This window comes from Nocardioides okcheonensis (genome assembly GCF_020991065.1).
In the GTDB taxonomy this organism is placed as follows: Bacteria; Actinomycetota; Actinomycetes; order Propionibacteriales; family Nocardioidaceae; genus Nocardioides; species Nocardioides okcheonensis.
In genome coordinates this window covers 740,725-753,502 of the sequence record NZ_CP087710.1, presented here as the reverse complement: position 1 = coordinate 753,502, position 12,778 = coordinate 740,725, and the positions used below count along the sequence as shown (strand labels likewise).

Below are 12,778 nucleotides of genomic sequence, written 5' to 3'. Positions count from 1 at the left end.
CATCCTTGCACAGCGCCCACGCCCGGCCGAGACGCCCGGAGGCGGTTCTGGCCGGCTGAGTAGGGTGGGACCGACCCCATGCACACGTCTCCCGGAGGTGCCCGGAATGCCCCGATCCTCTCGTCTCGGCCCCGAGGAGCGTGCCGCCGGCTGGCGCTCGCTCGCCGACGCCGACATCGACGTCCTGGTCATCGGTGGTGGGGTCACCGGCGCCGGCGTCGCCCTCGACGCGGCCACCCGCGGGCTGCGCGTCGTCCTCGTCGAGCAGCGCGACCTGGCCTCCGGCACGTCGTCGCGCAGCTCGAAGCTCTTCCACGGCGGACTGCGCTACCTCGAGCAGATGAACTTCTCGCTCGTGCGGGAGGCGCTGCGCGAGCGCGAGCTGATGCTGACCCGGATCGCGCCGCACCTGGTCCGCCCGGTCTCGTTCCTCTACCCGCTCCAGCACCGCGTCTGGGAGCGCCCCTACGTCACCGCAGGCCTGACCCTCTACGACACCATGGGCGGCGCCCGATCGCTCCCGCGGCACCGCCAGCTGACCCGCACCGGCGCGCTCAGGCTCGCGCCCGGGCTGCGCCGCGACGCCCTCGCCGGCGGGCTGCTCTACTACGACGCCCAGGCCGACGACGCCCGCCACACGATGATGCTGGCCCGCACCGCGGCGTCCTACGGCGCCACCGTCCTGCCCTCGGTCAAGGTCACCGGCCTGACCCGCGCCGGCGAGCGGATCGTCGGCGCCACCGTCACCGACGTCGAGACGGGGGAGGAGCAGACGCTGTCGTCGCGCGTGGTCATCAACTGCGCCGGCGTCTGGACCGACGAGATCCAGACGCTCGCCGGCGGCCGCGGACGCTTCAACGTCCGCGCCTCGAAGGGCGTGCACATCGTGGTCCCGCGCGACCGGATCAACTCCGAGACCGGCATGATCCTGCGCACCGAGAAGTCCGTGCTGTTCGTGATCCCGTGGGGCACCCACTGGATCGTCGGGACCACCGACACCGACTGGGAGCTCGACCGCGCCCACCCGGCGGCCAGCCGCGCGGACATCGACTACATCCTCGACCACGTCAACACCGTGCTGGCCAAGCCGCTCACCCACGACGACATCGAGGGCGTCTACGCCGGCCTGCGTCCGCTGCTGAGCGGGGAGAGCGAGGCCACCTCGAGCCTGTCGCGCGAGCACGCCGTGGCGCGACCGCAGCCGGGCCTGATCTCGATCGCGGGCGGGAAGTACACGACCTACCGGGTGATGGCCGCCGACGCGGTCGACGCCGCGCTCGTCGACCTGCCCTCGGGCGTCGGGGCCTGCGTCACCGACCAGATCCCCCTCGTGGGCGCCCAGGGCTACCAGGCGCTGTCCAACCAGACCGACCGGCTGGCCCGTGAGCGGCACCTGCCCACCTGGCGGATCACCCACCTGCTCGAGCGCTACGGCTCGCTCCTCGACGAGGTCCTCGAGCTCGCCGACGGCGACGCCTCGCTGCTGGAGCCGCTCCCCGGGGCGGAGGAGTACCTCAAGGTCGAGCTCGTCTACGCCGCCACCCACGAGGGCGCCCTGCACCTCGACGACCTGCTCGCGCGCCGCACCCGCATCTCGATCGAGGCCCACGACCGCGGCGTGGCGTGCGCCGACGACGCGGCCCGCCTGGTCGCCCCGATCCTCGGGTGGGACGACGAGCGCGTCGCGGACGAGGTGGCTGCCTACCGCGCCCGCGTGGCCGCGGAGCGGGAGTCGCAGGTCGAGCCCGACGACCTGGCGGCCAACGCCGAGCGCCTCGCGGCGCCCGACATCCGGGCCCGTGCGGTCGGTCGCGCCCTCGACTGACATCCTTGGCGTCGTGACCGAGCCGCAGGAGACGACCGCGTCCGCCCAGGCACCGGACGGTGCCACGCACCGTGGGAGCCTGTGGGGCGGGCGCTTCGCGAGCGGACCGTCGCCCGAGCTGCAGGCCCTGTCGCGCTCCACCCACTTCGACTGGCAGCTCACCCCCTACGACCTCGCCGGCTCCCGCGCCCACGCCAACGCGCTGCACCGGGCCGGGCTGCTCACCGACGCGGACCACGCCGAGCTGCTGCGCGGGCTGGGGGTGCTGGGGGAGCGCTACGCCGCCGGCGACCTGCGGCCCGACCCGTCCGACGAGGACGTGCACGGCGCCCTCGAGCGTCTGCTGCTGGAGGAGGTCGGACCCGAGGTCGGCGGACGGCTGCGCGCGGGTCGCTCCCGCAACGACCAGGTCGCGACGCTCTTCCGCGCCTACCTGCGCGACCATGCCCGGACCGTGTCCGCCCTGCTGCTCGACCTGGTCGACGTGCTCGCCGGCCAGGCCGCCGACCACCTCACGCCGGGGCGGGAGAGCGTGATGCCCGGACGTACGCACCTCCAGCACGCGCAGCCCGTGCTGCTGTCGCACCACCTGCTCGCCCACGCGTGGCCGCTGCTGCGCGACGTGGAGCGGCTGCGCGACTGGGACGCACGCGTCGCGGCCGACTCGCCCTACGGCTCCGGCGCCCTCGCCGGCCAGACCCTCGGGCTCGACCCCGAGGCCGTCGCGGCCGAGCTGGGGTTCTCCGGGTCCTCGGCCAACTCGATCGACGGCACCGCGTCGCGCGACTTCGCCGCCGAGTTCGCCTTCGTCACCGCGCAGGTCGGCGTCGACGTCTCGAGGCTCGCCGAGGAGGTCATCCTCTGGACCACGCGGGAGTTCGGCTTCGCCACGCTCCACGACTCGTGGTCGACCGGGTCGAGCATCATGCCGCAGAAGAAGAACCCCGACATCGCCGAGCTCGCGCGCGGCAAGTCCGGGCGGCTGATCGGCAACCTGACCGGCCTGCTGGCCACGCTCAAGGGCCTGCCGCTGGCCTACAACCGCGACCTGCAGGAGGACAAGGAGCCGGTCTTCGACTCGGTGACCACCCTCGAGGTGCTGCTGCCCGCGGTGACCGGGATGGTCGCGACCCTGTCCTTCGACGCCGACCGGATGGCCGAGCTCGCCCCGCAGGGGTTCTCGCTGGCGACCGACGTGGCCGAGTGGCTCGTCCGGCAGGGGGTGCCGTTCCGCGACGCCCACGAGCTCGCGGGCGCGTGCGTACGCCGGTGCGAGGAGCTCGGGTGCGACCTCCCCGAGCTCGACGACGACCAGCTCGCCTCGATCTCGCCGGCGCTGACCCCCGAGGTCCGCACCGTCCTGACCGTCGAGGGGTCCGTCGCCTCGCGCTCCGGCCGGGGCGGCACCGCACCGGTCCGCGTGCGCGAGCAGCTCGACGCCGTCCGCGACGCGAGCGCGACGCACCGTGGCCGGCTGGGCTGAGGGGGACCCCCTCGACGTCGCTCCCCGGCTGCTGGGAGCGGTGCTCACCCACGCGGGCGTCTCGGTACGCCTGACCGAGGTGGAGGCCTACCGCGGTCCGGACGACCCGGGCTCCCACGCCTTCCGCGGCCAGACGGCGCGCAACGCGACCATGTTCGGCCCGGCCGGACGGCTCTACGTGTACTTCGTCTACGGCATGCACCACTGCGTCAACCTGGTGACCGGCCCCGAGGGCGATCCCGGCGCCGTCCTGCTCCGCGCCGGCGAGGTGGTGGACGGCCTTCCCTCCGCACGCGCACGCCGACCGGGCAGCAGCGACCGCGACCTGGCCCGGGGGCCCGCGCGCCTGTGCCGTGCCCTGGACATCGATCTGACCAGCGACGGCGCGATCGCCGACCTCGCGGGGGAGCAGGGCCCACCCGGCGCGATCCGGGTGGCGACCGGTCCCAGGGTCGGCCTGCGGCACGCCGCGGACCGTCCGTGGCGGTTCTGGATCGAGGGTGACCCGACCGTGAGCGCCTACCGTCCCGCGGCACCACGCCCACGCACAGGCCGCTGACCTGCGGTTATGCGCAAAGGGCACCCCCGGTTTGGCACACCCGCGGGGATGGGTCTAATGTTTTCTCTGTCGCCAGGGAGCGGCGGGGAGCAAGGCCGGTCAGGCCGGGCTCCCGGCCCCGAGGCGATCCGCTCGAAGTGGTCATCGGTCACGGTGACACCACCGAGCGTGTGAAGGTCCAGTTGCTCCACGCGACCGAGGTTCCTCGCGGACCGCGATGTGGATGCGTCTGATTCTTGAGAACTCAACAGTGTGTTTGATTAGTCGACGAATTAGTTTGTTTTGCCCCGTTGGCATCATGGTCTGCCTTTTGGTGGGTGGTGGTGTCGCGGTTTCTTTGACGATGATTCTGACAACAGTCAGTTTTGTTCGGTCAGGGGATGTGGCTCTTATTGATAGTCGCTTCTGCTGTCTGTTCCTGCTCCTTTTTTTGTTGGGGTGGGGTGGGTGGTGGGGGTTGATGGTTTTCGATGGAGAGTTTGATCCTGGCTCAGGACGAACGCTGGCGGCGTGCTTAACACATGCAAGTCGAGCGGAAAGGCCCTTTCGGGGGTACTCGAGCGGCGAACGGGTGAGTAACACGTGAGTAATCTGCCCCTGGCTTCGGGATAGCCACCGGAAACGGTGATTAATACCGGATATGACTATTGCCTGCATGGGTGATGGTGGAAAGTTTTTCGGCCAGGGATGTGCTCGCGGCCTATCAGCTTGATGGTGAGGTAATGGCTCACCATGGCTTCGACGGGTAGCCGGCCTGAGAGGGTGACCGGTCACACTGGGACTGAGACACGGCCCAGACTCCTACGGGAGGCAGCAGTGGGGAATATTGGACAATGGGCGGAAGCCTGATCCAGCAACGCCGCGTGAGGGATGACGGCCTTCGGGTTGTAAACCTCTTTCAGTACCGACGAAGCGCAAGTGACGGTAGGTACAGAAGAAGCACCGGCCAACTACGTGCCAGCAGCCGCGGTAATACGTAGGGTGCGAGCGTTGTCCGGAATTATTGGGCGTAAAGGGCTCGTAGGCGGTTTGTCGCGTCGGGAGTGAAAACGCCGTGCTTAACACGGCGCTTGCTTTCGATACGGGCAGACTAGAGGTATTCAGGGGAGAACGGAATTCCTGGTGTAGCGGTGAAATGCGCAGATATCAGGAGGAACACCGGTGGCGAAGGCGGTTCTCTGGGAATATCCTGACGCTGAGGAGCGAAAGTGTGGGGAGCGAACAGGATTAGATACCCTGGTAGTCCACACCGTAAACGTTGGGCGCTAGGTGTGGGGTCCATTCCACGGATTCCGTGCCGCAGCTAACGCATTAAGCGCCCCGCCTGGGGAGTACGGCCGCAAGGCTAAAACTCAAAGGAATTGACGGGGGCCCGCACAAGCGGCGGAGCATGCGGATTAATTCGATGCAACGCGAAGAACCTTACCTGGGTTTGACATACACCCTGCCGCTCCAGAGATGGGGCTTCTTTTGGGGGTGTACAGGTGGTGCATGGCTGTCGTCAGCTCGTGTCGTGAGATGTTGGGTTAAGTCCCGCAACGAGCGCAACCCTCGTTCTATGTTGCCAGCACGCCCTTCGGGGTGGTGGGGACTCATAGGAGACTGCCGGGGTCAACTCGGAGGAAGGTGGGGATGACGTCAAGTCATCATGCCCCTTATGTCCAGGGCTTCACGCATGCTACAATGGCCGGTACAAAGGGCTGCGATCCCGTGAGGGGGAGCGAATCCCAAAAAGCCGGTCTCAGTTCGGATTGGGGTCTGCAACTCGACCCCATGAAGTCGGAGTCGCTAGTAATCGCAGATCAGCAACGCTGCGGTGAATACGTTCCCGGGCCTTGTACACACCGCCCGTCACGTCACGAAAGTCGGCAACACCCGAAGCCGGTGGCCCAACCCTTGTGGAGGGAGCCGTCGAAGGTGGGGCTGGCGATTGGGACGAAGTCGTAACAAGGTAGCCGTACCGGAAGGTGCGGCTGGATCACCTCCTTTCTAAGGAGCACACACCCCGATCATCAGCTAGCTGGCCACAAGGTCCAGTGAGGTCTGGTGGCGCATGGTGGTGTCTCACTAGTGGAATCGTCGACTGTCACAGCTTGTCTGTCTGGTCCTCTTCGGGGGGCTGGGTGGGTGGGGTTGTGGGCATCAGGCCTGCCGTTGGGTGGGGTGGTGGTTGGACACACTGTTGGGTCCTGAAGGATCAGCCGTGGGGGTCTTCGGGCCTTCTGGATGGGGTTGCCCGTGTGGGTGGTCCTGGTTGGTGTCTTCTGGTCCTCCTGCTACCTGTCTGTGCCCGTGGGGTGTGGGTGGGGGTTGGTGGGGTTGTTGTTTGAGATCTGCATAGTGGACGCGAGCATCTTTTGCAGCCGGTGCCGTGCCTGTTCCCCCCGTATGTGCGCATGTACGCATGTGTGTGCGTGTTGGGTGGGGTGGGTGTTGGTGGCTGGTTGTGAATAGTGTTTTTTGCTGGCTGGTTCTTCCTTGTCTTGAGGGGACTGGCTGGCGTTGCCGGCGCATCTTTGATTGGGGTGTGTCGGTGGTGTTGTTCATGTGTGTTGTCTTGACGTTGTTGAGACAAGCTATGAAGGGCACATGGTGGATGCCTTGGCATCAAGAGCCGATGAAGGACGTTGGAGCCTGCGATAAGCCCTGGGGAGTTGGCAACCAAGCTGTGATCCGGGGGTGTCCGAATGGGGAAACCCAGCACGAGTCATGTCGTGTTACCTGCACCTGAACACATAGGGTGTGTGGAGGGAACGTCGGGAAGTGAAACATCTCAGTACCGACAGGAAGAGAAAACAACAGTGATTCCGAGAGTAGTGGCGAGCGAAATCGGATGAGGCTAAACCTCAGGTGTGTGATACCCGGCAGGGGTTGCATCTGGGGGGTTGTGGGACCGCTCGATTGAGTCTGCCGGCTCAGTGCAGAGTAAGAAACCAGTGTGGAAGTCGAAGTCGGTTGGAAAGCCGTACCGTAGAGGGTGATAGGCCCGTAGACGTAAAGCGCTGGCTCTGGAGCGTGTTCCCAAGTAACACGGAACCCCTGAAATTCCGTGTGAATCTGGCGGGACCACCCGTTAAGCCTAAATACTCCTTGATGACCGATAGCGGACAAGTACCGTGAGGGAAAGGTGAAAAGTACCCCTGGCGGGGAGTGAAATAGTACCTGAAACCGTGTGCCTACAATCCGTCGGAGCCTTGTGCCAACTTGTTGGTCGGGGTGACGGCGTGCCTTTTGAAGAATGAGCCTGCGAGTTTGCGGTGTGTTGCGAGGTTAACCCGTGTGGGGAAGCCGTAGCGAAAGCGAGTCCGAATAGGGCGATTCAGTAGCGCGCTCAAGACCCGAAGCGAAGTGATCTATCCATGGGCAGGTTGAAGCGTCGGTAAGACGACGTGGAGGACCGAACCCACTTAGGTTGAAAACTGAGGGGATGACCTGTGGATAGGGGTGAAAGGCCAATCAAACTTCGTGATAGCTGGTTCTCCCCGAAATGCATTTAGGTGCAGCGTTGCGTGTTTCTTGCCGGAGGTAGAGCACTGGATAGCCGATGGGCCCTACAAGGTTACTGACGTTAGCCAAACTCCGAATGCCGGTAAGTGAGAGCGCAGCAGTGAGACTGCGGGGGATAAGCTCCGTAGTCGAGAGGGAAACAGCCCAGACCATCAGCTAAGGCCCCTAAGCGGTGACTAAGTGGAAAAGGATGTGGAGTCGCATTGACAACCAGGAGGTTGGCTTGGAAGCAGCCACCCTTGAAAGAGTGCGTAATAGCTCACTGGTCAAGTGATTCCGCGCCGACAATGTAGCGGGGCTCAAGTCATCCGCCGAAGCTATGGCATTCAGCGAATACATCAGCATCGACTCGATCGGTGTTCAGTGCGCTGGATGGGTAGGGGAGCGTCGTGTGGGCAGTGAAGCGCCGGAGTGATCCAGGTGTGGAGGCCACACGAGTGAGAATGCAGGCATGAGTAGCGAATCACGGGTGAGAAACCCGTGCGCCGAATGATCAAGGGTTCCAGGGTCAAGCTAATCTGCCCTGGGTAAGTCGGGACCTAAGGCGAGGCCGACAGGCGTAGTCGATGGACAACGGGTTGATATTCCCGTACCGGCGAAGTTTCGCCCATGACGAACCTGGTGATGCTAACCACCCGAAGCATCGTGGACCGGACCCTTCGGGGCGAGGCCGTGGTGTGGAGCGTGGGACCCGAGCTGGTAGTAGTCAAGCGATGGGGTGACGCAGGAAGGTAGCCCAGCCACAGCGATGGTTGTCTGTGGGCAAGCGTGTAGGACGTCTGGTAGGCAAATCCGCCAGATCCACTTGGGTGTGGAGTCTGAGACGTGACGCGGAGCCACTTTTGGTGAAGTGGGTGATCCTATGCTGTCGAGAAAAACCTCTAGCGAGAAACGAGCCGCCCGTACCCCAAACCGACTCAGGTGATCAAGTAGAGAATACTAAGGCGATCGAGACAACCATGGTTAAGGAACTCGGCAAAATGCCCCCGTAACTTCGGGAGAAGGGGGGCCGGATCCGTGAACCCACTTGCTGGGGGAAGCGGTGATGGCCGCAGAGACCAGGGGAAAGCGACTGTTTACTAAAAACACAGGTCCGTGCGAAGTTGTAAGACGATGTATACGGACTGACTCCTGCCCGGTGCTGGAAGGTTAAGAGGACCGGTTAGGCCGCAAGGCCGAAGCTGAGAATTTAAGCCCCAGTAAACGGCGGTGGTAACTATAACCATCCTAAGGTAGCGAAATTCCTTGTCGGGTAAGTTCCGACCTGCACGAATGGAGTAACGACTTTCCCACTGTCTCAACCATGGACTCGGCGAAATTGCACTACGAGTAAAGATGCTCGTTACGCGCGGCAGGACGGAAAGACCCCGGGACCTTTACTATAGTTTGGTATTGGTGTTTGGTACGGCTTGTGTAGGATAGGTGGGAGACTGTGAAGCCCTCACGCCAGTGGGGGTGGAGTCAACGTTGAAATACCACTCTGGTCGTACTAGATGTCTAACCTAGGTCCGTTATCCGGATCAGGGACAGTGCCTGATGGGTAGTTTAACTGGGGCGGTTGCCTCCTAAAATGTAACGGAGGCGCTCAAAGGTTCCCTCAGCCTGGTTGGCAATCAGGTGGCGAGTGTAAGTGCACAAGGGAGCTTGACTGTGAGACAGACATGTCGAGCAGGGACGAAAGTCGGAACTAGTGATCTGGCCACGGCATGTGGAAGCGTGGTCACTCAACGGATAAAAGGTACCCCGGGGATAACAGGCTGATCTTCCCCAAGAGTCCATATCGACGGGATGGTTTGGCACCTCGATGTCGGCTCGTCGCATCCTGGGGCTGGAGTAGGTCCCAAGGGTTGGGCTGTTCGCCCATTAAAGCGGCACGCGAGCTGGGTTTAGAACGTCGTGAGACAGTTCGGTCCCTATCCGCCGCGCGCGCAGGAAACTTGAGAAAGGCTGTCCCTAGTACGAGAGGACCGGGATGGACGAACCTCTGGTGTGCCAGTTGTTCTGCCAAGAGCACGGCTGGTTGGCTACGTTCGGAAGTGATAACCGCTGAATGCATCTAAGCGGGAAGCACGTTTCAAGATGAGGTTTCCCACCCAATAATGGGGTAAGGCCCCCCACAGAACATGGGGTTGATAGGCCGGAGGTGTACAGCAGTAATGCCCAGCCGACCGGTACTAATAGGCCGAGGGCTTGTCCCAACCACGTACAAGACCACACACACGCGCAAAAACAACGAACACACATGTTCGCGTCCACTAGGCAGTTCCCAACCAACACACCCAGACACACCCCCCACATGCACACACGTGCGGAGCAGGGGTGAAGGTCAGGACGAGTTGAGTTGAAAGAGTTACGGCGGCCATAGCGAAACGGGAAACACCCGGTCCCATACCGAACCCGGAAGTTAAGCCTTTCAGCGCCGATGGTACTGCAACCGAGAGGTTGTGGGAGAGTAGGACGCCGCCGGACAAACATTCAAGAAGTGGGGCCACCCGTCACGGGTGGCCCCACTTCTGCATTTCCCCCCACCAGCAACGCGCGCAGTGCGCCCTTGGGTGTCCACAGGCGCCATTCGGACACCGGTATCCACAGGGTCGGGCGTCGCCGGCAGCTGGACGTCGGTGCCGCCGACGAGGGTGGGTGCAGGAGGTGGAGCTGTGGAGCACACACGGATCACGGACCAGGTCGACCTGGTCAACGAAGCGCGGCTCGTCGGGACGGTCACGGGGCCGCCGGCGGTGCGCACGATGCCCAGCGGTGACGAGGTGGTCACGGTGCGTGTGTCGGTTCCGAGAGGACCGCGGGCCCTGGGCCGCACGACGAGCGGCGCCCCCGGTGCGGACTCGGTGCCGTGTGCGGTGTGGGGTGGGCGCGCCCGACGGAGCGTGCTGAACTGGCGGCCGGGGGACCTCGTCGAGGTCACGGGAGCGATGCGCTGCCGGTTCTTCCGTGCCGGCGGGGTGACTCAGTCGCGCGTGGAGGTCGAGGTGACCGGCGCGCGGGTCATCCGCCGTTCACGGGTCGCATGAGCACCCCGAGGCTCGGCTTCGGCTGGAACGAGGTCGCCTTCTCGGGCAGGAGCCCGCCGGCTTCCACGAGGTCCTTGACCTGTTCGAAGTCGGGACTCGGCAGCAAGATGGCCGGTCGTCCCGGACCGGCGACCGCGAGGGCCTCCTCCACGCTGTGGTGGTGGTCGACCCGGACCGGCGGCCGGGGCAGGCGCGGCAGGACGTCCTCGTGGAGCCACGCGACGGCGGCCCGGTGCTCGAGTCCCTGGGGGGCGACGGTGACCCACGTGTAGCCGTCGGTCAGGGCGAGGTGCGTGCTGTCGAGCACGGCGAGCGCCTCCGACCGGGTGCCGTGCCGGACCTCCGCACCGGCACCGTCGGCGGCATCGGCCAGCTCGCCGAGCGACGTTCCGGCCAGGGTGCGGTGGATCGCCCCGAGGAAGAGGGGCGTGTCGTCCTGGTCGACGAGCATCGCGAGCCCGGCGTCCCAGTCCGTGCCGGGGTGTTCCTGCTGGAGCCTGAGGTAGGCCGCGTATCGGTGGTGGCCGTCCGCGATCAGGCACGTGGTCCGGCCGAGGAGCTCGTCGAGTCGCTCGAGCAGCGAGGGGTCCCGGACGGCCCAGATCCGCTGACGCTGACCGGTGCGATCCAGGTAGGTCCAGTCCGGGTCGCCGTCCGCGACGACGGTCAGGACCTCGCGGAGGTCGGCGGAGCCGTGGTGCACGAGCAGGATGGGGGCCGGGTTGAGCGCCATCTGCAGCATCCGGTCGGCGAGCTCACCCGCCTGGTCGGGGTGGATCGCCTCGTGCGGCCACACGGCGCGGTCGATCGCGTCCGCGGCGCGCCGCGAGACGTCCAACGCCCCGACCAGTCCGCGGACGGTGAGGCCCTCGACCGTGTACTCGTGCAGGTAGAGCGCCGGTGCGTCGTCGGCCGTGGCGCGACCCTGGTCGATCCAGCTGGTCAGGCGGCTCGCGACGTCGCGGTAGGGTCGCGCGAGGGCGCGGGCCGAGGCCGGGTCCCCCACACGTCCGGGCGCGAGCATCACGGCCGTGAACGGCTGGAGCTGGAACGGCTTCGCGACGTAGGGGGGCACGATCGCGGCGACGTCCATCGGAGCATCGTAGGGGGACGACGGTCACAGTCCTGAGAGGGGTGGAGCATGCTCGAGGAGTCCGTGGAACCGGTCCTGGCGGGCCACGACCTGGTCATGTTCGACCTGGACGGCGTGGTCTACGTCGGCAACGACGCGATCGACGGCGTCGCGGACCGGATCGACGCGGTCCGCGCGGCCGACGTGCACGTCGCGTTCGTCACCAACAACGCCTCCCGCACGCCCGCACAGGTCGCCGAGAAGCTGGCGGGCGTGGGGGTCCGGGCGGAGCCGTCCGACGTGGTCACCTCCGCCCAGGCTGCGGCGCACCTGCTCGCCGAGGAGCACGGAGCGGGCGCACGGGTCCTGGCCCTCGGCGGTGAGGGCCTGTGGACCGCGCTCGAGGAGGCGGGGCTCGCGCCGGTCGCCGAGCCCGACGGCGCCGCCGCCGTCGCCAGCGGCTACGGCCCGGACGTCCGCTGGCGCGAGATCATGCGGGTCGCCACCCTGGTGCGCGACGGACTTCCCTACGTCGCGAGCAACAGGGACATGACCATCCCGACCGCCTACGGCCTCGCCCCCGGGCACGGCGTGCTCGTCGACACGATCGCACGGTTCTCCGGGGTGACGCCCACGGTGGCCGGCAAGCCGGCCCGTCCGCTGATGGACGAGACCGTCCGCCGCGTCGGCGGCGAGCGGCCGCTGATGGTGGGGGACCGGCTCGACACCGACATCGAGGGCGCCCACGCCGTCGGCGTGCCGTCGCTGCTCGTGCTGACCGGGGTCAGCGGGCTCGAGGACCTCGCGTCGGCCGGACCCGACCTCCGCCCGACCTACGTCTCGCCCACCCTGTCCGGACTCTTCGAACCGCACCCGGTGCCCACCACGGACGGCGGGCGTGCCGAGCTCGGGGGCTGGTCGGCCACGGTGGAGGACGGGCGCCTCGCTGTGACGGGGTCGGGCGACGACGCCGACTGGTGGCGGGTCGCAGCGACGGCCTGCTGGCTCCACATGGACCGGGTCGGGACGCCCGCGGACGTCTCCGACACGACACCTCCCGGCCCCGCCCGGCCCTCCGGCGACGAGTAGGCTCGCCGCCATGGACGAGGGAGTCGTGGACGCACCGGCGCCGCCCGACGTCGAGCCCACCGGCGTGGACGCCGTCGACCGGGTCCTGGCCGAGGTCGACGGACTGGCGGACCGCCCGGTGGCCGAGCACGTCGCGGTCTTCGAGGCCGCCCACGAGCGCCTGCGGCGTGCCCTCGACGCGGCACCTGCAGCCGACCAGCGAGGTGCCTGACCG

At 66.1% G+C, this 12,778-nt stretch carries 7 protein-coding genes and 3 rRNA genes; 9 read left to right on the top strand and 1 reads right to left on the bottom strand.

Annotated features, from left to right (window positions below; genetic code table 11):
- Nucleotides 1-106: 106 nt before the first annotated feature.
- From LN652_RS03335 to LN652_RS22130, 7 genes are all read left to right on the top strand, one after another.
- On the top strand, nt 107-1,825 hold the full coding sequence (locus LN652_RS03335) for a glycerol-3-phosphate dehydrogenase/oxidase (RefSeq protein WP_230443281.1): 1,719 nt from the start codon (nt 107-109) through the stop codon (nt 1,823-1,825).
- A gap of 13 nt (nt 1,826-1,838) precedes the next feature.
- Nucleotides 1,839-3,308: an argininosuccinate lyase gene (gene argH, locus LN652_RS03330; protein ID WP_407941520.1), complete on the top strand. Its 1,470-nt coding sequence runs from the start codon at nt 1,839-1,841 to the stop codon at nt 3,306-3,308.
- Nucleotides 3,292-3,867 carry a DNA-3-methyladenine glycosylase gene (locus LN652_RS03325; protein ID WP_230443280.1) on the top strand — a complete coding sequence of 192 codons (576 nt, stop codon included), beginning with the start codon at nt 3,292-3,294 and terminating at the stop codon, nt 3,865-3,867. Before argH ends, LN652_RS03325 begins: the two co-directional genes overlap by 17 nt.
- Nucleotides 3,868-4,334: 467 nt before the next feature.
- Nucleotides 4,335-5,856 (top strand): 16S ribosomal RNA (locus LN652_RS03320).
- A gap of 580 nt (nt 5,857-6,436) precedes the next feature.
- A 23S ribosomal RNA gene (locus tag LN652_RS03315) occupies nt 6,437-9,572 on the top strand.
- 153 nt (nt 9,573-9,725) lie between these two features.
- Nucleotides 9,726-9,843 (top strand): 5S ribosomal RNA (gene rrf, locus LN652_RS03310).
- The 16S, 23S and 5S rRNA genes sit together here, the layout of an rRNA operon.
- Before the next feature lie 278 nt (nt 9,844-10,121).
- On the top strand, nt 10,122-10,403 hold the full coding sequence (locus LN652_RS22130; protein ID WP_230443279.1) for a single-stranded DNA-binding protein: 282 nt from the start codon (nt 10,122-10,124) through the stop codon (nt 10,401-10,403).
- On the opposite strand, the gene LN652_RS03300 is transcribed toward LN652_RS22130, so the two are convergent.
- Nucleotides 10,378-11,496 carry a DUF1015 family protein gene (locus LN652_RS03300; protein WP_230443278.1) on the bottom strand — a complete coding sequence of 373 codons (1,119 nt, stop codon included), beginning with the start codon at nt 11,494-11,496 and terminating at the stop codon, nt 10,378-10,380. The genes LN652_RS22130 and LN652_RS03300 overlap by 26 nt on opposite strands.
- A 48-nt stretch (nt 11,497-11,544) precedes the next feature.
- Here LN652_RS03300 and LN652_RS03295 point away from each other — a divergent pair, with 48 nt between their 5' ends.
- Nucleotides 11,545-12,564, top strand: a complete 1,020-nt coding sequence (locus tag LN652_RS03295; RefSeq protein WP_230443277.1) for an HAD-IIA family hydrolase — start codon at nt 11,545-11,547, stop codon at nt 12,562-12,564.
- 10 nt (nt 12,565-12,574) lie between these two features.
- The gene (locus tag LN652_RS03290; protein WP_230443276.1) at nt 12,575-12,775 is read left to right on the top strand and encodes a hypothetical protein; all 201 of its coding nucleotides are present in this window, start codon (nt 12,575-12,577) and stop codon (nt 12,773-12,775) included.
- Nucleotides 12,776-12,778 lie beyond the last annotated feature (3 nt).